Raw genomic sequence first — 22,060 nt, 5'->3', positions numbered from 1 at the left:
CGCTATTACTCCCCTAACTTTACTTGCTGTTTATAAAAAGCGAGCATCGGCATATAAGTGCCCGTATCTAACGGCAAATGATTGGAAGGATTCATTTCATAGGCGCCATGAACGAAAGTATCCCCTTCTGGAGATCTAGATAAGCGCAGCGAGATCTCATCGCGTGCCGTTATTTCCCACTGAGTAAGCTCAATTTCTCCGTTTGCATCTTCAACAGAGAACACTTTATCCGTCGGGCCGATGGCAATAAGATAACCAGCCACATTGGCAAACTTCAAGCAAATACTAGGAATCCTGTCTCCATTCAGCCAAACAACGGAGGATAAATTAGGGGCGGCTGCAGGTTCAAGCGTATTCGAATAGAGATGACCTAACGCAACCTTAGCCAATCTCTCGCCAATGATTATATTTCCAGCGGGACTGTTATGTATGGTATCTGACAAGGGAGAATCTAAGGCAGGGACCATGTACACTTCCGGAATGGTAAGTGCGGCTTGCCGCTGGGCTTCCCTCACTCTACCCCATGACTGGTCACCCTCTATGGTCGCCGCATCCGTGCATCGATTAAGCTGAACGGTTAATATTGGCAAATCCAAAACGTTTAGCTCTCGACGAACGTGTTGTACAAACTTCTCGAATCGTTCCAGATAGCTGGAGGATTCCTCAGGATTGCAATCCGAACAGCCCTGATACCACAAAATACCGCGAACTTTCCCCCCAGCGGATGCAATGATTTTCATCATATGGCGATATAAAAAACCGTCCTCTTCCGGATTCCAAGCCTTTAAAGGCGATCCGCCAAAGGCGGTTTGCAGGAATCCGATGGGTAGGCACGTTTTATCCTGAATCATTTTACCAAAAGCTAGAAACGGGGAATGGCCTGGATTGGCAAATTCTCTATTCTCGTAGTGAATGGAAGCTGTAGATTCATTAAACGGATGGGACGCCAAATCCCATATCCCGTTGTGTCGCTGCAAATGAATGCCGAGCTGCGGCGCATCTTGAATAGGACCTTTGCCATATCCAGCAGCATTGCTTTGCCCTGCTATAACCCAGATATCCCCTACTCCGAAATGGTGGATCATATCCCCTCGGGCAGCCCATTCCAAAGCCGGATGGTTATCGATTTGCAGACAGGTTTCAAGTCGATATAATCCTCCTGCCGGAATCTCATCCAAGAGAATCTCCCAAGCCTGCCCCTCTTGCATTCTACAGGTCTGCCAAGGGACCACTATTCTACCATCCGCTTCATGAACAATTCGAGCCAAAACCTGAGCGTGGTGGATTACCCGATCGACCATGCCCGCCCAAACGCCAGATATAGCTACGCTTCCAAAGCCTTTTTCCTGCTGAATAATCGCCCAATGCTGTGGGCATTGTTGAATGATCACGCCTATTTGCCCCATTTAAATCCCCAGCCCCTTCTAATAAAGCTCTCGATCATACGCATACGATTGATTACTCCAACAGCCTTGCTTCAAGCAGAGCAGACAACTGTTGATGGAAGGCAATATCCGGGTGATTGATTCCATTCGACAAGCGGGTATGAATATCAACGCCAGCTTGATCCATCTGCTCCCAGATCGCATATACGTCAAGCAAAGGGATAGCATGACCAGAAGCAAAGCTGCGAAGCGCCTGGTTATATTTTAATAAGGTACCCTCTTCATATAGGCGGATAAAATCAGGAACCTGTGCTTGAAAACAATCTGGGACGTTTGGATGATCGGTTTTGAGCATCATAATCGTGGTTAAGAGTAGTATTTCCGCTTCTGTCTCTAGCCGTATCCGATTAACAAGGTCACCAATAGCCGTTATATACGTTTCGATTCCTGCTTCGCCCCCATGACAATCGTTGAGACCAAAGCATATCGTTACTAAATCCGGCTTGTATTGGAGGACATCACGCTCCCAACGTGATCTCGATTGCTCTGCCGTATCCCCGCTGACACCTGAATTAATGACATTAAAATTAGCCTCCGGATAATGCTTCTCTACCCGACGGCGCAAACGCTCATGATAGACTTGTTCATGCTCAATCTCATTCGGGCCTAGGCAGCCCTGGGTGACGCTGTCCCCTATGGCAACATAAATCACCGTTCTTGCTCCTGGATTCTCGGACTTATCCTTCAACCGTTGATGAAGCCGTGGGAATTCATTTTTACTCATAAATGGCATACTCCCTTAGTAATCTGATCGTAATTCAAGCTCAGTCTACCTCAATGGAGTAGGGAAGTATTTACAGAATATTAGCTATTCCAATGATGATTTTTGCTTTCGCCAGTTCGTTGGACTTAGGCCTGTTTTCCGTTTGAATTCTCCGCTGAAATGATGGATATTCGGATACCCCGTTTCTTCAGCCACCTTTTGGATCGGCATTTCCGTAGTGGATAAGTACGTTTTGGCCGCTTCCATACGCAGTTCCAATAAGTAATCAATCGGAGTAAACCCCGTTTCCTCTTTGAACCTTTTAATTAAATAAGTGGCTTGAAAATTACTAATACGCGTTAAATCCTGTAATGTAATTTTGCTTTTATAGGTGGATTCCATGTAACCTGCTAACGTTTTGATTACTTCTTTGCTTAAAGAATAACCGGATGAGAGTGCCGTGCTGCTGTTACTCAACTTCCTATCTTTTCCGTACAACTCGAGCGTACCCCTAACCAGGAGCAAGATTTTTTGGACGTTTAGCAGCAGTAATTGTTCGCCATAGGGCTGATCGTGAACTTTCATGTCCAGCATTTGGCTGATTTCATTCAAACATAGTTGTATAAGGGGGGATGACGTGAAGTGGGGATCTAATCCGGATTGCAGCCTATTCCACAATAAAATATTTTGTAATTTCGAAAGGTACGGTTCTTCCTCAATACCCGTTAATTCGATATACCAAAAAACAGCATTTTTGGAGTAGATCATTAAATCATGCGGGGTATTAGGCGTCAAAATAAATAACGATGACGGCGAGACCTCGTATTGTTCACCTAACCAATGCAGCTGGAAAGAACCTGAAGCAAGAAATAGCAATTCATAGGTCGGGTGTATGCCGCCCGTTTTGTATTCTGGTTTAACAGTAACCGTAGAATCATGATAGACCTTACCATAATTTCTTACCCTCATTTCATCCCGCCTCCCTTTTCCGTACACATCTATATGCCTAACATTAGTTAAAGCCGAATCGCTTGTAAACCCTTTTCAAGTCAATATATCTGAAAGAGTGAAATATTATATAAATTAAAAGTCTATATAGGTATTGAATAAGTAGAATTTCACAGCTGCTTAGATGAATTAAAGTAAGATTTAACAAATACTTCGAAGGATATATCTCTTACAATGAAGGAGGAATGATAATCACACTTCAACTATAGAATGGAGCTTTGATATGAAAGCATTGCAAATTGCTGGAAAAGAGCAATATTCAATTATCGAGACTGCAATCCCTGATGTTAAAGACTTTGAAATCCTGGTGGAAATTCAAATTGTTTCGACTTGTCCGCGCTGGGATATGAATATGCTTGGCGGAATTAATATGTTCGATTATTCGCTTGCTCCCGATTATCCTTTGCCATACGGTTTTCCCGGACATGAAATGGCGGGTGTAGTAAAAGCGGTCGGTAGCGGAATCCGTAAGTTTAAAGTGGGTGATCGCGTTGCGGCGCTTGAACATATTGGCGATGCTCCAGGTGCTTATGCGCAATATGTTTGCTTCAGAGAAGAGGATTTACTGAAGCTGCCCGATTCGATTACTTATAAACAAGCGGTTTCATTCGAGCTGCTTAAATGCGTTATGATCGGAATGCTGCAGCTCGGGGATTTGAAAGGGAAAACCATCTTGATTTCAGGGCTTGGACCTGCAGGGATTTTGGCCGTACAAATGGCTAAATTATGGGGGGCTTCCCGTGTTGTTGGGATAGACTTAAACCAAGAGCGTGTACAGTTTATTCACGATCTTGGTCTTGCTGAAGCCATGCTAGTTAGCGATTTGACCGATGAGAGGTTCGACCTTGGCTACGACTGTGTAGGAGCAGCGCCTTCGGTGCAAAATCTATTCAACTTCGTAGAGGAGCATATCGTTATTTTCGGCGTATTACGAGGGGAATTGAAATACGCCGACCATTTATGGTTTAAAGGCTTTAAGCTGGAGTCTTACAAATATCGAGGACTCGTTCAGAGAGATCATGATCTGTTGATCGATCTGGTCGCGAATAAAGGCTTAAACATGGAGTGCCTCCAAACCCATCATGGCTCCTTTACGAAATATAATGAAGCGGTGCAGCTGCTAAGAGAGCAAAAAGCGATTAAGGTTTATTTCCATCCCCAAGAAGACTTCAACGATGCTTTCGTTAATGGTGAATCCTTATGATTGGAAAAGGGGTCGTTTTTACCGAAAAACTGAAAGTAGCCTATCAAGATGTCAGCATTCCCGATCTACAGGATGATGAGGTTATGATAGACATCGAGCATTCTTGGATTAGCAATGGAACAGAGTCCTCTTTTCTCCGAGGCGAGAGAATAGATGGGGAAACACCGTACAGGGATGGCGATCCGCTTCCATTTCCACAAGTAGCAGGGTATCAAAAGGTTGGCGTAATCACCTCACTGGGGAAAGATGTGCAAGGCTTTAAAGTTGGCGATCGAGTCTTTGCTACGATCAGCAAGGTGAATGGGATGTTTTTTTCTACTGGAGGGCATGTCAGCCCTGCTGTCACCCATCAAAGCCAAATATGGAAACTACCGGCTGAAGCTGAACCCCTTGCTTATTCAGGGCTCGTATTGACTCAGGTTGGTTATAGCTGTGGCATGTGTCCACCCGTTAAAAAAGGCGATTATGCAGTCGTTATTGGAGATGGAATGGTTGGGCAATGGGCTGCCCAAACGCTAAAACATCGCGGGGCTCATGTCATTGTACTTGGCAGACATAATGACCGCTTGGACCAGCTGCCTGAAGGCATTCGCAAAGTAAACACGAAAGTATCTTCTATGAAGGAAGCCCTTCAGGATGTCAGGGATACATTCTCGATCATAGTGGATACGGTGGGATCATTAGCAACGGTAACGGAATTAATCTCATTCGCGCAGTACGGCTGTCACTTGGTATCGGCTGGATTTCTCGGCGAGGATGGCCGGATTGATATCCAAATGCTGCGTACCAAAAAAGTTACCTTGCATTGCCCATCCGGCTGGAGCCAAGAAGATATGGATGAGACCTTGCGAGGAATCGCAGAAGGTTGGCTTCAAACCACATCACTTGTTACTCATCGCTTTCCTGTCGAACAGGCAAAGGAAGCATGGGATTTATTATTGGATTCGAAACAGGCTAAGCTTGGCGTTATTTTAGATTGGATTTAAAAGGTAGCGTTCAATGCAATGGCCATGCTGATCGATCTGGTTAATCCCATAAGCAATTGTATGTATTGCTAGACAAACAACAAACCCGCCATGTTGCATTGGCGGGTTTGTTAATTACACGTTCACTTGCCGAACACTTCCACGTTCAATAATCTGGGTAGGAAGCTTAATGCTTTCAATTCTGCTACCCTCTGAGGCCATCTTCTGAAGGAGTAAACTAAAAGCTTTTTTGCCTAATTGTTCTGGAGATTTCATCACGGTCGTTAGCGAAACTCTACCCACTCTGGAAATCATCAGGTCTGTAAACCCGACAACGGATAAGTCTTCCGGAATTTTACGGCCTAATGCTTCGGCTATATTCATCACTTGTATCGCGACTAAATCATTCGAACAGAATAGAGCCGTCATGTCTGGGTTCTGCTCAAAAAAACGAGCCAATCTGCTAGCATCCTTTTGTTCGTTATCCCAATCCGAGATGATGGCATTGCTCATAAAGGGGATCTCAGCATCAAGCTGAGCTTGAATAAACCCATAATAGCGGTCTTCCCTGCTCATAATGCCCGTAATCGGCTCAGAAATAAAACCCACATTACGATGTCCTTTGTCGATTAAATACTTGGTCATCTCGTACGCTCCCAAGAAATGATCATGGTAGATCGCCGTAATGTCCACTTCACGAAACACCCGATCGATAATAACGACCGGAAAATCGTTCAAGTGCAGCCGTAACACCTCTTGCCCGCACATCCTCCGCTCGCCCGGAAATAGCACAATACCGCGCACTCTTCCCCCGCTGCTAATTTCCCGTAGAATTGCGTCCTCTTGCTCAAGATCGTTACCCGTCACTCGGATGAGTACTTCCCAACCATGGAAAGCCCCCTCCTGCAGGAACGCAGTAACGGCCAAACCAATAAACTCATCCAGCATAGGAACAACAATGACGACCGCTTGCTGGGGCACCAGCGACATTCCTGACAGAGCGGCAGCTTTAAGCATCGTCTCCGTATTCTCGGAGAGGAAAGTCCCTCTCCGAGGCAAGCGATAGAGAATGCCTTCCTTGGCGAGAAGCTCGAGCGCCTGCTTGCTTGTTCTTCGGCTTACGCCAAACAGGTCAGCAAGCTCTCCCTCTGACGGAACCGGGTCATGGGGCTTCAGTTGTCTCTCCACAATTAAAGCCATGACCTTCTGCCGCATTTGCTCATATAACGCGATTGGTCCTTTAGTCAGCTGTTCCTTTATGTTTTTGTTCATATCCGCTCATCCTTCATCAGCAATGTATCACTGATACTAACATAATGCATCTGGATCGACTAATCAACCTCACGCAATATACTCGCGGAACTTCTCCGTCAATTCGTACAAATCCTGATCCTTCTTAAAAATACTCGAGGTGCCTGCCACGAATATATCCGCACCCGCCAAGCGCATCTTTTGCGCATTTTCACAGCTAACGTTGCCATCTACTTCAATCTCGATATGCGAATGGCCGGATTGTTGAAGATATTGCTTCAATTTATGGATCTTTCCTAGAGTCGCTGGGACAAGCTTCTGGCCAGCGAATCCCGGATTTACCGTCATAATCAATACAATATCGATATCGTCGAGAATATCGTCTAGCGTATAAATTGGCGTGGAAGGATTTAGCGCGACCGAAACCCTCGCCCCCTTGTCCCTAATTTGTTGAAGCGTTCGTTGCAGATGAATCGTGGCTTCCTGATGGACCGAGACGATATCACCGGGTCGAATCGCGAAGATCGGAAGAAAATCCTCTGGCCGGTTGATCATCAGGTGAATATCGAGCGGAATGTCCGTCATCTCTCTGACACTGTTCATAAAGTCTGGGCCGAGGGTAAAATTAGGCACGAAGCTGCCATCCATGATGTCCACGTGCAAATAATCAACATGGGCTCGCTCCAAGGCTCTTATCGTAGTCTCCAAATTTCTGAAATCTGCGCACATGATAGACGGCGATATTCTGCCTCCCATACCTGCACCTCCTTAGTTATTAAGGGTTACGGTTGCACAATAACCCGCATCCCGACATGATCTTCTGCCGTGCTTATCGCTTGGTTGATCTCATCAAGGGGATAGCGATGAGAGATATAACGCTTCATATCGATGACGCCGGAGCCAATTAAATCAATGGCTTTCTGATGATGTGCAGGCAAGGAACCATGCGCCCCGTGAACGAACAACTCTTTGTAATGAATAATGTTGGTATCTAGCGTAACCATTGATTTCCCCTTAGGCAGACCGCCGAAAAAGTTCACCCGCGCGCGATTTTTCGCCATATGGATCGCATCTACCTGTGCTTCCGGCGATGGGTTCGAAGTGATGACCACGTCTGCTCCGAGTCCGCCCGTTTCCTCCAATACCCGTTCAATGGCGTTCTCTTCCGATGAACAGATATAAGCGTGTGCACCGAACTGCTTAGCCATCTCCAATCGGGGTCTGGAACGTTGCACGAGGATCACCTTCGTGGCGCCCATCAGCTTCGCAACCTCTATAATCATGCAGCCAATTGGACCTGCACCGATGACAACGACCGAATCCCCCAGCTTAATATTCGATAGCTCCAAGGCATTTAGAACGCAAGCAAGCGGTTCGGCCAAAGCGGCCTCCTCGTAGGAGATATGATCCGGGATCTTGTGGATCGGACCGTAATTCACCATCGTCTTGTTCAGAAGCACATATTCTGCGAAGCTCCCCGCGAATTGGTAGCCCATAGCGTAGTTGATCTGGCAATTGTTGCCGATTCCAGCCTCGCAGAAGATACATTCCCCGCAAGGTACGTCCGCACCTAGGGAAATTCGATCTCCCATTTTGAATTTGGTTATATTGGAGCCTAGTTCAACAATTCGCCCCGCAGCTTCATGCCCGAGCACTTGCGGAAGCGTCACCCTGTTGTTCCCATGGCGGAATATCCGGATATCCGAACCGCAAATGCCTACAGCCTCGACCTTCATTAGAATACTGTCCCCATCTACGGTTGGTCTTTCCACTTCCTTTACGACCAGTTGCTCTAATTGCTCTAAAACAGCTGCTTTCATCATTTATTCATCTCCACCTTTATGGATTCGTTAGAATTGACATACATGACTTTGTTAAAAAAGCCTTTACGGTCACGCATCATAACCATTCCCTCATAGATCCCCTCAAGCGTAAGCCTATGGCTAATGAGGGGCTTCACATCCAGCTTGCCCGCTGCCATATAATCGACGGCTAGTTTCCACTCGTTCTTAGGAATGTCCGAATAGGAGGAATTCCAAGTACCGCTTAGCGTCAGCTGCTTGCGGAGAATTTCCCAATAGCCATCCTGCGTCAGGCTCATGCCTCCGGCTGGATTGCCCATCAGCACTACCTTACCAAAGTTCCGAGTTGATTTTAGACAATTTTCCCATGAAACCGGGCTTCCGGCTCCTTCTACCGATACATCTGCGCCTCGTCCTGTCAGACCGTATACCCACTTTTTGATGTCGCCTTGCAAGGGATTGCATACATCCGGGAACCCCTTGCCTACAGCAAAATCAAGCTTAGCCGGATCAATATCCGCGAGCAATACACGGGATGCCCCCCAGGCTCTGGCCCACAATGCCAGCATCATGCCGATCGGACCTGCTCCGCTGATCAGAACCTGATCTCCGATGCCAATTCCAGCTTGCCGCAAAGCATGTACGGCTACTGCCGCCGGCTCAACCATGGCCAATTCCTCATAGGACAACGTATCGGGCGCAGCGACCAAATTCCATATCGGGACGCAGATAAATTCCGCGAAAGCACCATCTCGCCGCGAGCCCATGTAATCGTAGTCCTCGCATTGGGCGAATTCGCCAATCTCGCAAGAAGCGCATTTGCGACAAGGCAGCAAAGGAAAGACTGCTGCTCTTCTTCCGATCCAGCCGGGATCAACGCCTTCTCCCGCTTGTACGACTAGCCCGGAGAATTCATGCCCGGGTATGGTCGGGAAACGGTAGGTTCCCTTGGTGAATACCCGTGGAATATCGGAGCCGCACACCCCGCATGCTTTAATCTGCAGAAGCACTTCGCCCTCTTTGGGCGTGGGAGTATCGACTTCCTCCACTCTCAAATCTCCGAGTCCGTGCAGTACGCAACCCTTCATCCTTCCCCCTCCAATCTGTTATCCGTGCTGCTTAGTTCTTAATGAATTGGCGCCAGTAGTTTACCGACTCTATGTGATCCTGGATAATTCTGAATTCGGTCGACCACGCCTCCCGATGGGAAAGCTCGAATATAATTTCCGCCTCGGTCGCACCCGATTGTTTAATTGCTTCGATCAATGGCTCGCCATGAATGATGCCAAGCTTATTGTATTCTTCCGTGAAGGGCCAATGCCGACTATGGTCCTTCTCGGTTTGTTGGATATGGATGATTGGCGAGACGCTGCCAAGCTCCCTAACCCACCGGTACGGATCACGGTCATTCGGATGGGGAGCGTGGCCCACGTCCAGGCATACCTTGAACGGAATTCCGGCACCATCGTTTAATCTTGCCAGCAGCTCCTTGGTATCCTCGACCGTATTGGCCATTTCCCGCGGAATAGACATCGGCTCAAAATTCAAATATTCCATGCCGAGCTCCTTACAATACCAGCTAAGCTCCTGCCAATTCTTGATCCCTTCTTCGATGATAAATTCTCTGCGCCGAACATCGTCATAATCAGCAAAGGTGAGTATGCCGAAATGGCTGCCTGTCGTTCTCGCACCCATCTGAACAGAGATGTTTGCGAATCGCTTAAACCAATTCAGCCAAGCTTTGCGGGTATCTGCATCTGGATGCATGAAGTGGTTAACACGCGTAAATGCACTTGTAAACGTACTCGTAATTGCAAGATCATGTTTCTGTGTACATTCATTAATCCTCTCCACCTGGCGGTCCACAATGTCGGGCGGTAGAAAGACATTTAATAAATCGGCGACGAATTGAACGTATTTGATCCCGAGATCTTCAGCTACAATACGCGTCCACACTTCTGGCTCAACGTACTTGTTGATTGCAAAACCAAGATTGATTCCCAGCTTTAAATTGGCCATTCCAACACTCCTCCGAATCAATTGATCCTAATTGATATGTTCTGATACACTTAATACTATTATGTGTCACTGATACATTCAAGAGGTATTTCAAATAAAATAATGAAGAGAAATTGGAGACAGGAAGCACAAGTATCAAAACGAAAAGAGAGACTCCAAGGTAATAGCAGCCTTAGAGCCTCTCTTCATTACATTCACAGCTTAGCTTATAAATTTCCCAGCTTCATTTCAGTGATCGATCCCGTATAGCCTTCCGGCAAACGGAAACGAGCCATCATCCCTTCCGGATAGGACACGTGCAGTTGAATCGTCCGGTTACGCTCATCAGCGGTCCATGACACATCAATCCGTCCGCCTGCCGGGTGAGGAACACTGCCCTTCGCCCATGTAAGCCCGCATGGAACAGGCGCAATTTCAACTTCGGTCCAGCCCGTCGTCAAGCTTCTCACGCCGAGCACCTCACGACCTAAGAAATAGGCTGGGGCAGACGACCATGCATGGCAGTGACTGCGCGATAGCATATCCGGATTAGCCCGATTCTCGAGGAAGTTCGGATATTGCTCCCAGCACGTAGTTGCGCCATGACGGATCATCATGCCATAGTGGTGGCGGATATCGTCCAAGATGAGACGAACTTCGCCCAGCTTGGCCAACGACTCATAATAGAAGAAGGACATGAATGGGCTACCGATTTGCACGAAGTGTTCAGGAGGTTGAACAAGATAAGCATCAATCGTTTGCTTGCGTTCCCCCTGAACGACTCCTGTAAGTGAGGCTACAACCTGCGAATGTATGCTAAGGCTTTCGGAACGACGGCCATCCGCATGGATGCAATCGATATACGCCTTCATCTCTTCATCCCACAGCTGCTCATTGATTGCACTTGCAAGATCGTTAGCTGCTGCTTCGAATTTCGCAGCGCCTCCCTCATCCTTCGCGATCCTCCCCAATTGTGCAGCTACCCGTAACGTCTGAACCAAAAACATGTTCTGATGCGTAACAATACCATCATTCGGCTGGTCGATTGGCGACCAATCCAGCATGTTCCAGCCTTCTACATTAAACAAGCCGCGTTCGTCAATCTTGAGCAAATAATGCTCCGCCGTGTACCGAATAGCGTCATACATCTCCACCGCGAACGCTTCATCCCCGGTTTGCTCGTAATATTCCGCACAAGCGATCGCCCAGAAGAACGTCCAATTCGGAATCACGCTGCTCCATCCGCTCGGCACTTGGTTCGCATAGAGAGGCGAATGGTGCTTGGAGCCTGGGACAAGTCGCAAGCAACGCTTCAGAATATCCTGCACCCCATACAAGTAATTGCTAACAAGCGCTTCGTTCCGGCTGTCACCGACCCAGAACGTTTGCTCATACGCCGGGCAATCAACGAATGTGTCTTCCATGCACAGCTTTGTCGTATGCCGGCTAATTTCCCAGATATCGTTCAGAAGCGCGTCGGAGCATTCAAACCGCCCAATCTCAGCCATCGGATAGTTGCTTTGAATGAAGGTCACGCCATAAATACGCACCGGTACCTTTGCCCCGCGCACCGTCAACGCCAAGTAACGGAAGCCACGGCGAATAGGCGTCTCATACACTTGCCTGCCTTCATGGCATACGTAACGAAGCGTATGATCTAGATCGAATGTATCCTGTCGATATTGTCCAGATAGGTATTCAAATCCGTACCAATCAAGTACCGTTCCCGCTTCTGCCTCGATTTCAAATGATAGATACCCCGAATATTCCTTGCCCAGATCGAACAGCACCTCGGTATCGTAGCCTTCGAATAAGGGCACGATACCTGCCTCAGTATTCGGAATGATAGCGTTCTGAAGCTGTGCGGGGATCGCAAATTTCACGTTTTCTTTACGCCAAACACTTAGTGCGAACACATCGACCTCGGACACGTACTTCGGATCAATGGGGCTTATCCATTTTTCGTATCGCTCCAAATCCTCCGGTCGTTTCAGCGCTCCGAGCAATTCAAGATAGGTCGGATGATTCCAATCGAGCGCACGAACGGGCTGATGATCAATTGGCATGATAGCGTCGAATGGACCGATTCGTAAGAAGGTGGATGTAGAATGATCTGCTTGCAGCTCTAAAGGGGCAACGAATGACAATTCCCCGCTTTCTTCTCCGTATATGCCGAGCTGCAGCTTGCCGGCATGGAGGCTGCCAGATACATCGATGATGAGCAGATTATCCCCTTCGTTCAGGTTAACATCCATATAACGTTCGGGAGCGGTCCCATATATCCGATCCTCGGTGACCAATTCACCATTAACGGACAGCTCGCGAAAGCATTCTCCCCCCTGCAGGAAGCCAAGCGTTACTGCACCCGCACATTTTGCGCGAATTGCAGTCACCAGGAATCCCGTGAATTCCAACCTATTCGCATGGTCCTCACTGCCGTCGTTCAGCGCATTCCGAACATCAATCGCTGTTGTCGCATGGAACGATCTCACCTTCGCCAATGACTCCACCCGCACAGGGTATACGGTCTCGTCCGTCAGCATCGGGATGTCCCTCGGCTTAAGCGTCGTCCAAGGCGCCATACCGACCGAACCAAGAGCGATCGCATTCGTCCATCCCGTATTGTTATCTGCCAGCTCCATCCATGATGAATCCCAAGCTGTAGCATCAACGTATTCGGAGAATGCTTGCTGAACAGACATCCGCGGTGCTCGTGGATGCTGCCCAAGATGACGCGAGTTCAGCCAAGTCGAGTCGGTCGCGACGAGGACATTCCCATCCGCATCATTAAGCTCAACCAACAAACCTCCCCGTCCCCTTACATAGTAGAACGTCGACAACCCGAAGTGCATGACGAGCACAGCAATCGTATTTTCTTCGCCAGCATTTAGAAGATGACTAACTTCGTACGTATCATAAGACTGCTCGTTCGGCCATGATCGAACAGGTCCCCGCCCAAGCCTAGTTCCATTTACGTATAGAACATATCGTGAATCAGCCGTAATTCTTAGTTTTGCGCCTGAGAGAGACTCGGTTACAGCCGACACGTCGAATGTTTTACGGAAGCATCTCCATTCATTGCGGGGACTTTCCTCACCTTCTCCCCAAATCCACTTTGCTTGCCAATTCATCGTTATCATTGTTCTAGTCCCCATCCATTTCGTTAGTTTGTCTGCTTATGCAATTAAAAAAAAAGCGCTGCTGCTTGAATTAACGAGTAAATGGCTGATGCAATTGAAACACTTGGATATCGCCTGCTTTTAGGGATAGCCTTATAGAATCGGTAACATCGTTCTCTTCTAAGGTATTAGCTCCTTCTGGAAACCATGGCGTTACTCGCTCATAGGTGAATGGTAAACTCACCGTAAACTCCGTATCCCTATTCGTCGTGTTATGAACAAATAGAAAAGCTCCCGCTTCGCCATCATGCTTCCATTCCAGAACATCTGCACGAGCCTGACCGCCATGAACCTTCACATAAGGCTCCATACCAAGTTCTTCCCCGAGTAGTTTTCGTATAAAATCAAGCGTATTCTTATCCTCATCTTGCCAATAGGATGCGCCGAGTAAGGTGCCTACCCAAACCGCTTTCCCTTTCCCGTAATCTGCAACCGTTACGGCAGCCGAGCTATCTTCACTAAATGTTGCGGCAACCCTTACATCCTTTAGCAGCTCAATTTCCGTTTTGTAGTAGGAACCTTGCGCAGGATCATTTCCAAGCGCACTGTTCAATGGAATTTTCTGCTTGGATTGAACTGTAACATGATGATAGCTATGATCTAAATTTTCTATAGAGTGAATCCACGTTTCACGTATTCCAAATACTTCATCAAACCCATAACCAGGCACTTGATAACTATGCGTGCCATCCTCCGCTTGCAAAGCTCCAAAGGAGCATTCGGACAGAAGAATTCCGCCTTCCCTTACCCACTCACGAATGACATCCGTCATTTGTTTGTTTAAATAGAGAGGGTAAGGCATCCACAGGCATTTATACTTGGCCAATTCCTCTTTTGAAATATCATGGTCATGAATAAATTCGACCTTGTAGTTCAAATCATGCAGAAGCTTGTGTGCTCCTTGTACGGAATCTGTATAGGTATCCAAATGCGCGTAAACGGAGAAATTAGCAATTTGGTTTTCCGAGCTGAACAAAATGGCGACTCCATCCGATGGTCTGTACGAATTGAGCAATGAATTGCGATTCGCTTGAATCGTCTCGTTTAAGCTCGCCATTTCCCTTAGCCACGGTGTTTCGCTTCCATCCAAGTAAGTGCTTCCCCATGCTGGCGCCTCATGTCCTAGCACTTCTGGACGGTATTGCCAGAACAAAAAACCGCTTATGCCTCTAGCGAGCGGGATTAATATATGTTTTTTCAGCTCTAGCCATGGAAGCTTTTGCGGTTTGAGTGCCGTATTTCCAGGCAGCGCATGAATTTCCGAATTAATAATCGGCTTTCCCTTCGCCGCTGAGATCAAGAGATCCGCGGACCAGGCCGACGATCCCAAGCTATTGCCGAATAAGTCGCAAGGCTCCGCCAATTTGAAATCATCCGACCCTGCTGTAATGAGATTAAAAATCGGGGAGGGAACGGTATGCACCATGACAGGATGAATGGAATCGAATTGCTTGACTACCGCTACGCGGCTTTTCAAGTCATCCGTTAAAGCATCTGACATAAACAAGCGCCAATCGACCATATCGTTAAATACGGCTTGCCCGCGAGGGGGTTCAATTTCATCCCAATCTTGATAGGTACGCTGCCATTTGTAATTAAGTGCTTCCAGCGTGCCATATTTATGCTCCAGCCATCCTCCGAATGCTTGCAAAGAATGCCCGCAATAACAAACCTGATTATCAAAGGACAGCTCACGTTTAATTCCGGCTGTCAGCTCAGGTTCGTTCCATAAGTCCCATACCCACAAAGCAGGATGATCCCTAAACGCCTTTACCGCCTCCGCCAAAAACTTGTCTTTCTCCAGTTGTCCCGGCGCATGATGATAGCAAGGGCCTGGAGCTCCGCCTATTTGTCGGTAACTTAACGCTCTCGGTTCAATAACCGTTCCATCTGATGTGATCATTTTGGAATCTGGATATTTCTTGTAAAACCACGCCGGAGCGACGTCAAACAGGGTGTTGAGCACAACCTTTAATCCATAGCGGCCGGCGATATCCATTAACTCTCGGATATCATCAAACACAAAAGTGTTTTCGGCTGGATGGCTCGCCCGCCACTGCACCCAGAACTTTACGCAGTTAAATCCCATTTGGGATAGGTTGCGTAGATCCTCTTCCCATTGATCCCGATAAGGAGTTGGGGAACGGTAATACTGAAAACCAAAAGGAATGAAACCTGCTTTCGACATACTAACACCTCTTATTTATGATAATTACCCTGTTGACCAACTGCGCTACTTTCATTGAAGAGGGGTGGAGCGGCCTCACGAAAGGCTATGAGGCCGCCAACCTAACCGTCTTAGTTCTTATCCTTGATGATGGCAAAGATAAAGGTTGCGGCTTCCGCCCTCGTTGCCTTTTCCTGTGGCGCGAAACGATTGTTTGTTCTGCCTTGGACAAGGCCTGCAAGCTTAAGCTCCGTTACGTAAGACAATGCCCAGCTTGGTATTTCTTGCGTATCGGAGAACAAATCACCGCTAGCGGTATTCCCCGTTAGCTTAAGTGCTCTCCCCATCAGAGCCGCTATTTCCGCACGTGTGATCGGTTGATTCGGCCCGAAGCTGTCTTCGCTTATTCCTGTAACAATACCCGCCGCTACAGCAGCTTGAATGCTTTTCGCATACCACGAATCCGCTTTAACATCCTTAAATCCTGTAGCAATGTCCGTGAGCTCAAGATCTAATGCCCGAACCAGTAGAGCAGTGAATTCAGCTCGGGTCGTCAAGGCTGCAGGCTTGAATATGGATTCGGTCACGCCGGTTACAAGATGCTTCGCTGCCAGTACTTGAAGTGTGCTAGCGGCCCAATGAGCTGCTGGAACATCCTCGAATGTCTTGTTATACTCCAGCACTGCGTATTTGCTAAGATGCTTCAGCTTGACCTTTATCGTATCCGTATCTACCGTGCCGCCTACATACTCCCATTGCTTTGTGGACTCGTTAAAGAAATAAATGCCTAGAAGATCCTGATCCAATCCCGTTGTAAAAGGCAATGTGATCTCCACGTCACCCGATACTTGTTCAGCTGTGTAAACCGTTCCATCTGGCTTCGTTAACGTAATGCCAAGCTCATACACTTGGCCTGCGGCGACTACTCGCGCTTTCCCTCCCCGTACCGGAGAGTTCGAGATGTTCGAATCTTTTACAGGCAACATTTGAACCTCGAGAATAGCGCCCGAGGTTACCCCCGCCTGCTCCGAAAGCCTGCTAAGTACGGCTGGATTAATCGTAAATACGGCCGCTCCTGATTTCACCTGCACAGGAAGGTTCCCCACTTTCTCTAGGGGTACTGAAAAGAGAGTTTCATTGCTGCCAAGCTCTACAATCACCTTGCCCTCATCGATCACAAAACGACTTGTTTTATTACTATTGTTGCTTGTCGGTGTCGCTGTTGGCGTTGGTGTTGCTGTTGGCGTTGCCGTTGGCGTTGCTATTGGTGATGGTGTCGGCGTAGTGCCATTTACAGCTGCAAAATCCAACTCATCAATGTACTTGGCCGTTCCTTTCGGCTCCTTGCCTTCAAAGCTTTGTATCCAGTTTGTATCCCCAATAATCCAAAGGTTTCCGTCCCTGAGTGCCCATACTTTGCCTTCGGCCGTCTGATATACAATCTCAGCGGTAGCACTTGCCTGTGGGTTCAGAACCTGAACAACCGTCCCATTCTCTAACGTTGTAAATTCGTTCGTGAAATAGCTATCAATCTCCGGCAATGCGCCTAAATTTCGGCGATAACCCATATAGACGGTATCCCGCGTTCCATCCTTTAAGCTCCCTAACTCCAGCAATGCTTTTCCATAAACCGTCGTCGCTGGGTCATCCTCGAGATTGACGAGCAGTACATCGGTTTTTACCTTAGGATCGAATGTAGGCAGCACCCATTTGTCATTCGCAGTCGTAAGCGTTGCTCCACCCTGATAGTCATTTCCAGGCAATACGACATTGCGTCGGTTAGGTCCCCACCACATTTCTCCTGCGGGGTAGGCATAATAAACCTCCGGACGATAAGCAACCAGCTCAGCTAACGAATCTGGATCTAATAGATTCGTCCGATATTCATCCAGCCATTCAAATTGAATAGGCTTGGCTGTGTAATAGGCATAAGCTTCGGTACAAGCTGTATGATAGCTGCAATTGAGCAAGAAATCATAAATGCCTTTCGAGCCGCTCTTGATCAAATTATCGAAATGATTGTACATCGTTTGCTGATCCGGATAGCCTTTCACACCCGAATTATACTTCAGCTCCATATTCTCATCTAACTGTGTTTCGGTTGTAATCAGCCACATCGTTTGCGCCGACTGTTCGGCTGCCGAGTAAGGATATCCGGCCCGCTCCCTTACCAAATACTCTGTATTTCCGTATACTTCTCCACCTATGCCTTGAAAACCGCCGGATTGCTTATGGTTGATAAAATACTTCCTTTGGCTTGAAACGTATTTATAAATGACAGGTATGGATACAATTTCATTAATAGCGTCGGCCACCTTCATTTGATAATCGTTAAAGGAATCGTCCCGGAAATCAGCATAATCATCCCACAATCGACCCTGATAGGCATCCGCTTTATAGGTGACATCAGGAGATGCTGAATCGACTAGCAAAAGCTGGTTTTTCCAAGCTTCTTCCCTCTCCCCCCTCACGATAGGCACGAGACGGGCTGCTGCTTCGTAGGAAGGAAGCGGTGTAAGCATTTTCCATGCTTCATTCAAATCCTCAATCGTCGAATAACGATGATTCAGCCACGTAATAAATTGAGCGCGATAGACAGGCGAATCAATCAACATGCTCTCGTTCTCGGCATATACGCCCGATTCGTTATTGACCGGGTCTACGAATAACCGGAAGTTAGGCCCGAGCCTTAACTTACTGACATGGCTCTTGATTTTATCAAGAAAGAGATCTCCCTTATCCCAAATATTGACCAGTACGTGACTCTTGTATTTCACCTGCGGAGTAAAGTAGACCGTATACGTGCCATCGCTTAAAGTCGGCACCGTGACATCCGCCTTAAATTCAAGCATGCTGCCGCTCTGCTTCTCCACCGTCCCTTTGCCCGAGGCGACTACTTCCCCCGTCTTGGGATTAATGACTGTAAACAAATTAGATATAGCCGTTATGCTAAAGCTCGAAGCTGGCGCTACAGCATTCTGAACATTAGCGGATGGAACGGTGAGAGAGACTTCGCCACTTTGGATAATGTCCTCCACTTTCAGCCAGCCAGATAGATATGCTCCTGTAACGTTCCCTGATTCCGCCTCAATCCAGGCGTAATCATTGATCGGATGATTCGGTTTAGCGATTCCATTCGGTGTCCATGCCCAATCTTGAGGTACTACCGCGATCGCGTCGAGTCCTTGGGCGTATAAGCCGTCATTGACACTTTGCCTCGGCGAGTCGGTCAAGAAGCCAAGTGAATGCGTTCCGCTTGCTAATTGTACAGAATCCAGCTTATGCCATCCGATTTGCAAGGCCTCAATGGTACTGTATACCGGTTCGCCAGATGCAGCTCCCGTTGATTGATAAGCCCCGTTGTCAAGCTTCCACTGGTAAGTGGAAACATAGGATTGATTATTCGGCGTGCCTAGCACCCAAATGTCATAGTTCCCCGCGGCTGGAAGATGAAATGAATAATCTGCTGTCCCCTTAGAGTCCGGAATTTTAGTGTACATCTTCAGGAATTGTCCGCCACTGGCTGCCTTGAGTGACGTAGCCCCATCGCTCGCCCTAGGCATATACGCAGTCTGAACGACCTCTTCCTCATCTCCGTGGTTGATCGCATTAAATTGAATACCGTAAGTAAATCCTTCTTCGTCCAAATAATCGAGTAACCACTGCCATGCCCATGCCGGTATTCCAGCTCCATGCACAACGGCATTGATATACAAGTCCTTTAACCCTTGAGCCTTCATATATTGTAAAACCTGCTTATCGTCTTCCCAACGCGCTTTGTTGGCAGCCGCATCCGTTGTGGAGAAATAAATCAAATAGTCAGAGGTAAACAACCCCCCGACGGGAACAAACGGTGCCCCATCCCAGATCATCGTATGGTTTTGGTCTGCATACCAAAAGTGGGTTTCACCTAGCTTCTTGTCAACGAAGCTGCCATTCGTGAGCGGCTTGTAGCCATCGCTCGATGCCGTAGTGGAAACCACCGCCAAGCTCGGTGTTGATGGTAACGCTTGCAGCTTATGAAGTCCAAATTTGACGACATAGCTCGCGGCTGGAATGTCCTTGGGCAGCTGGAAATCGAACGCGACTTCCTTATTTTCACCGACGGGCAAGCTAGATGTACTCACCGATGCAAGCTCCGATATGCCCCACAATACATCATCTTTCCAGAAGCTTAGATAGGCTGTCGTATCGAAATCCACAGCTTGCAGCAATTCGAAGGAAGCTGTTCCCTGCAGGGTCGCCTCACTGTTCATTTGTTGCGGTATGATCAATTCCTGTATTTCCGCCTTAAGCTCCGGCGCATCCCCTTGAGCCGATCCCATTGCGAATGACTGCACGAGTACGGAGTCGTTACCATCCGGCGCATTCGTGTAGGGAATATCGACGATTCCAGTTCTTACCTCGTAAGAGCCGTCAGGTGCATTAAACGGAATTTTCAATTGCATCGTCTGAACGTTTTGTTCCCCGTTCGTCCATGTCTTCTTAACGGAGGGAACAACCTCGCGTGATACGACTTCTTCGTTTAGCATCAGATCGGCAAAGAAGTACAGCTCGCCGTTAAAATCTGCTTCCACCTTGTTCGTAGTGGTGACGGTCAATATGTCCTCTCTTTGCACAATCGTCTTATCTAGTTCGCCGCCAACATAACTAAATTTCACTTCTTGCCCATTAAACGGCTTATTGAGGCCTTTCGGTGACCATCCCCACGAATCCGGAACGATGACCCAAGCATCTATAGCTTGCGAATACAAGCCATCTAAAGAGGCTTGCCTTGGCGTATCCGTTAAGAAGCCTAGCGAATGTTGGCCTTGGCTTAATTCAGATACACCTAGCTTTTGCCATGACATAGGCAATCCTTCCGGTGTGACATACACCGTATTAGCTGAAGGGGAATCGACGACTTTATAGCTGGCAGCATCCAGCTTCCACTTAAATGGGGATAGCCATGGGTTATCTCCGGGTGAAGCCAATACCCAGATGGAATAGCTTCCGGCTTCAGGAATATCAAACTCATAATCCGCTGTACCCGTAGCCCCCGGTGCCATTGTATACATTTCAAGAATTTGTTTGTCGCTTGCCTTAGCATTATATTTCGAATGATACTCTCCGGTTATAGAAGCAGCTTCGCCTTCCATCCAAACATATTTAGGAGGAATAATAGGTTTGGGTGCAGGATGTTCCAACCCATTTGGTGTCCATTCCCACACCTGCGGCACGACAGCCACAGCATCAATCCCTTGAGAATATAAACCGTCCAACGCGGCTTGTCTCGGGGCATCCGTTAGAAACCTCAAGTCGTGCTGACCCTGCTCCAAATCCATTGAGCTTAGTTTTACCCAATAGAACGGCATGCCTTCCGGCGTACCAAACACGCTTTCTCCGAAAGCTTCGCCAACAGTGTTATAAGCACCTGTATCCAGCTTCCACTTGTAACCGGATAACCACTCGTTATCCCCAGGCGTACCCAGCACCCAAACATCATATTTAGCCGTTGCTGGAATATCCAATTGATAATCCGCCGTAGCGACCGTATTTGCATCGTAAGTATATAATTTCAAATAACTAGCTCCGCTGGAGGCGCTTTCACCCGCGACTTGATATCCTCCATTGATGGCTTGCGCATCCTCTCCTTCTACCCACAGGGAATCCGCTTCAGGAAGAACCATATTTGTAGGCTGTTCCAATCCATTAGGCTTCCATTCCCATGCATGCGGCACAGCTACCACGGCATCAATTCCTTGCGAGTATAACCCGTCCGAATTTCCCTGTCTCGGGGTATTCGTTTGAAACCCCAAAACGTGCTGACCCTGCTCCAAATCAGTTGAGCTCAGCTTTATCCAATAGAATGGCATGCCATCCGGCGTAGTAAATACGCTTTCTCCGTAAAAGGAGCCCGCAGCGCTGTAAGCACCTGTATCCAGCTTCCAATTGTAACCCGACAGCCATATGTTATCTCCAGGCGTACCCAGCACCCAAATATCATATTTAGCCGTTGCTGGAATATCCAATTGATAATCCGCAGTAGCGATGGTATTCGCATCATGAGTATATAACTTCAGAAAACTGGATCCGCTGGAAGCCCCTTCTCCGACAACTTGGTAGCCTCCGTCGTAGGATTGTGCATTCTCTCCTTCTAGCCATAAGTATTCAGACGTTGATTGTAAAATGGGTGTATTAACGCCACTATCATCTTCGGCGTAAATAACATAAGATGGAAAAGTAGCCACCAATACAGCAAAAACGAGCGTTACCGTTAGAAGTTTATTTTTCATCATTTTCATAGCTTGTATCATCTTAGAAAACGCCTCCCATTACTCTTATAATGAATTGCTATC

At 47.6% G+C, this 22,060-nt stretch carries 13 protein-coding genes; 2 read left to right on the top strand and 11 right to left on the bottom strand.

Going from position 1 to position 22,060, the window contains the following annotated elements; genetic code table 11:
- Positions 1-5 precede the first annotated feature (5 nt).
- The 3 genes from FJQ58_RS26255 to FJQ58_RS26245 form a co-directional block, all read right to left on the bottom strand.
- Positions 6-1,406 (bottom strand): sialate O-acetylesterase, encoded by a 1,401-nt coding sequence (locus FJQ58_RS26255; protein ID WP_139997893.1) that lies wholly within the window; start codon positions 1,404-1,406, stop codon positions 6-8.
- Between the two features lie 52 nt (positions 1,407-1,458).
- A complete protein-coding gene (locus FJQ58_RS26250) occupies positions 1,459-2,169 on the bottom strand; it encodes an SGNH/GDSL hydrolase family protein (RefSeq protein ID WP_162341785.1) in 711 nt (236 codons plus the stop codon).
- Positions 2,170-2,253: 84 nt separating this feature from the next.
- The gene (locus FJQ58_RS26245) at positions 2,254-3,117 is read right to left on the bottom strand and encodes an AraC family transcriptional regulator (RefSeq protein ID WP_139997889.1); all 864 of its coding nucleotides are present in this window, start codon (positions 3,115-3,117) and stop codon (positions 2,254-2,256) included.
- A 262-nt stretch (positions 3,118-3,379) separates the two neighbouring features.
- On the opposite strand from FJQ58_RS26245, the gene FJQ58_RS26240 reads away from it, so the two are divergent.
- Both FJQ58_RS26240 and FJQ58_RS26235 read left to right on the top strand, forming a co-directional pair.
- Positions 3,380-4,360, top strand: a complete 981-nt coding sequence (locus tag FJQ58_RS26240; RefSeq protein ID WP_139997887.1) for a zinc-dependent alcohol dehydrogenase — start codon at positions 3,380-3,382, stop codon at positions 4,358-4,360.
- Entirely contained in the window at positions 4,357-5,346 is a 990-nt protein-coding gene (locus tag FJQ58_RS26235; RefSeq protein WP_139997885.1) for a zinc-binding dehydrogenase, read from the top strand. The genes FJQ58_RS26240 and FJQ58_RS26235 overlap by 4 nt, the downstream gene beginning before the upstream one ends.
- Before the next feature lie 114 nt (positions 5,347-5,460).
- On the opposite strand, the gene FJQ58_RS26230 is transcribed toward FJQ58_RS26235, so the two are convergent.
- The 8 genes from FJQ58_RS26230 to FJQ58_RS26195 form a co-directional block, all read right to left on the bottom strand.
- Entirely contained in the window at positions 5,461-6,597 is a 1,137-nt protein-coding gene (locus tag FJQ58_RS26230; protein ID WP_139997883.1) for a GntR family transcriptional regulator, read from the bottom strand.
- Positions 6,598-6,666: 69 nt separating this feature from the next.
- On the bottom strand, positions 6,667-7,332 hold the full coding sequence (rpe, locus tag FJQ58_RS26225) for a ribulose-phosphate 3-epimerase (RefSeq protein ID WP_139997881.1): 666 nt from the start codon (positions 7,330-7,332) through the stop codon (positions 6,667-6,669).
- Positions 7,333-7,358: 26 nt separating this feature from the next.
- Positions 7,359-8,399, bottom strand: coding sequence for a zinc-dependent dehydrogenase (locus FJQ58_RS26220; protein WP_202915329.1), 1,041 nt, complete (start codon positions 8,397-8,399; stop codon positions 7,359-7,361).
- The gene (locus tag FJQ58_RS26215) at positions 8,396-9,466 is read right to left on the bottom strand and encodes a galactitol-1-phosphate 5-dehydrogenase (RefSeq protein ID WP_139997879.1); all 1,071 of its coding nucleotides are present in this window, start codon (positions 9,464-9,466) and stop codon (positions 8,396-8,398) included. Before FJQ58_RS26215 ends, FJQ58_RS26220 begins: the two co-directional genes overlap by 4 nt.
- A gap of 31 nt (positions 9,467-9,497) precedes the next feature.
- Positions 9,498-10,397: a sugar phosphate isomerase/epimerase family protein gene (locus FJQ58_RS26210; protein ID WP_139997877.1), complete on the bottom strand. Its 900-nt coding sequence runs from the start codon at positions 10,395-10,397 to the stop codon at positions 9,498-9,500.
- A 206-nt stretch (positions 10,398-10,603) separates the two neighbouring features.
- Positions 10,604-13,516, bottom strand: a complete 2,913-nt coding sequence (locus tag FJQ58_RS26205; protein ID WP_202915328.1) for a family 78 glycoside hydrolase catalytic domain — start codon at positions 13,514-13,516, stop codon at positions 10,604-10,606.
- 70 nt (positions 13,517-13,586) lie between these two features.
- Positions 13,587-15,743 (bottom strand): beta-galactosidase, encoded by a 2,157-nt coding sequence (locus FJQ58_RS26200; protein WP_139997875.1) that lies wholly within the window; start codon positions 15,741-15,743, stop codon positions 13,587-13,589.
- 110 nt (positions 15,744-15,853) lie between these two features.
- Positions 15,854-22,018 (bottom strand): S-layer homology domain-containing protein, encoded by a 6,165-nt coding sequence (locus FJQ58_RS26195; RefSeq protein WP_139997873.1) that lies wholly within the window; start codon positions 22,016-22,018, stop codon positions 15,854-15,856.
- Between the last annotated feature and the right edge of the window lie 42 nt (positions 22,019-22,060).

The organism is Paenibacillus paridis, from assembly GCF_006345825.1.
In the GTDB taxonomy this organism is placed as follows: domain Bacteria; phylum Bacillota; class Bacilli; order Paenibacillales; family Paenibacillaceae; genus Pristimantibacillus; species Pristimantibacillus paridis.
The sequence above is the reverse complement of the archived record's forward strand: the minus strand, read 5'-3'. Positions and strand labels throughout refer to the sequence as shown.

Bases quoted from the DNA above. Each gene is read 5' to 3' on its own strand.
- FJQ58_RS26255 (WP_139997893.1), bottom strand. From the start codon at position 1,406: ATGGGGCAAATAGGCGTGATCATTCAACAATGCCCACAGCATTGGGCG.
- FJQ58_RS26250 (WP_162341785.1), bottom strand. From the start codon at position 2,169: ATGAGTAAAAATGAATTCCCACGGCTTCATCAACGGTTGAAGGATAAG.
- FJQ58_RS26245 (WP_139997889.1), bottom strand. From the start codon at position 3,117: ATGAGGGTAAGAAATTATGGTAAGGTCTATCATGATTCTACGGTTACT.
- FJQ58_RS26240 (WP_139997887.1), top strand. From the start codon at position 3,380: ATGAAAGCATTGCAAATTGCTGGAAAAGAGCAATATTCAATTATCGAG.
- FJQ58_RS26235 (WP_139997885.1), top strand. From the start codon at position 4,357: ATGATTGGAAAAGGGGTCGTTTTTACCGAAAAACTGAAAGTAGCCTAT.
- FJQ58_RS26230 (WP_139997883.1), bottom strand. From the start codon at position 6,597: ATGAACAAAAACATAAAGGAACAGCTGACTAAAGGACCAATCGCGTTA.
- rpe (WP_139997881.1), bottom strand. From the start codon at position 7,332: ATGGGAGGCAGAATATCGCCGTCTATCATGTGCGCAGATTTCAGAAAT.
- FJQ58_RS26220 (WP_202915329.1), bottom strand. From the start codon at position 8,399: ATGATGAAAGCAGCTGTTTTAGAGCAATTAGAGCAACTGGTCGTAAAG.
- FJQ58_RS26215 (WP_139997879.1), bottom strand. From the start codon at position 9,466: ATGAAGGGTTGCGTACTGCACGGACTCGGAGATTTGAGAGTGGAGGAA.
- FJQ58_RS26210 (WP_139997877.1), bottom strand. From the start codon at position 10,397: ATGGCCAATTTAAAGCTGGGAATCAATCTTGGTTTTGCAATCAACAAG.
- FJQ58_RS26205 (WP_202915328.1), bottom strand. From the start codon at position 13,516: ATGATAACGATGAATTGGCAAGCAAAGTGGATTTGGGGAGAAGGTGAG.
- FJQ58_RS26200 (WP_139997875.1), bottom strand. From the start codon at position 15,743: ATGTCGAAAGCAGGTTTCATTCCTTTTGGTTTTCAGTATTACCGTTCC.
- FJQ58_RS26195 (WP_139997873.1), bottom strand. From the start codon at position 22,018: ATGATACAAGCTATGAAAATGATGAAAAATAAACTTCTAACGGTAACG.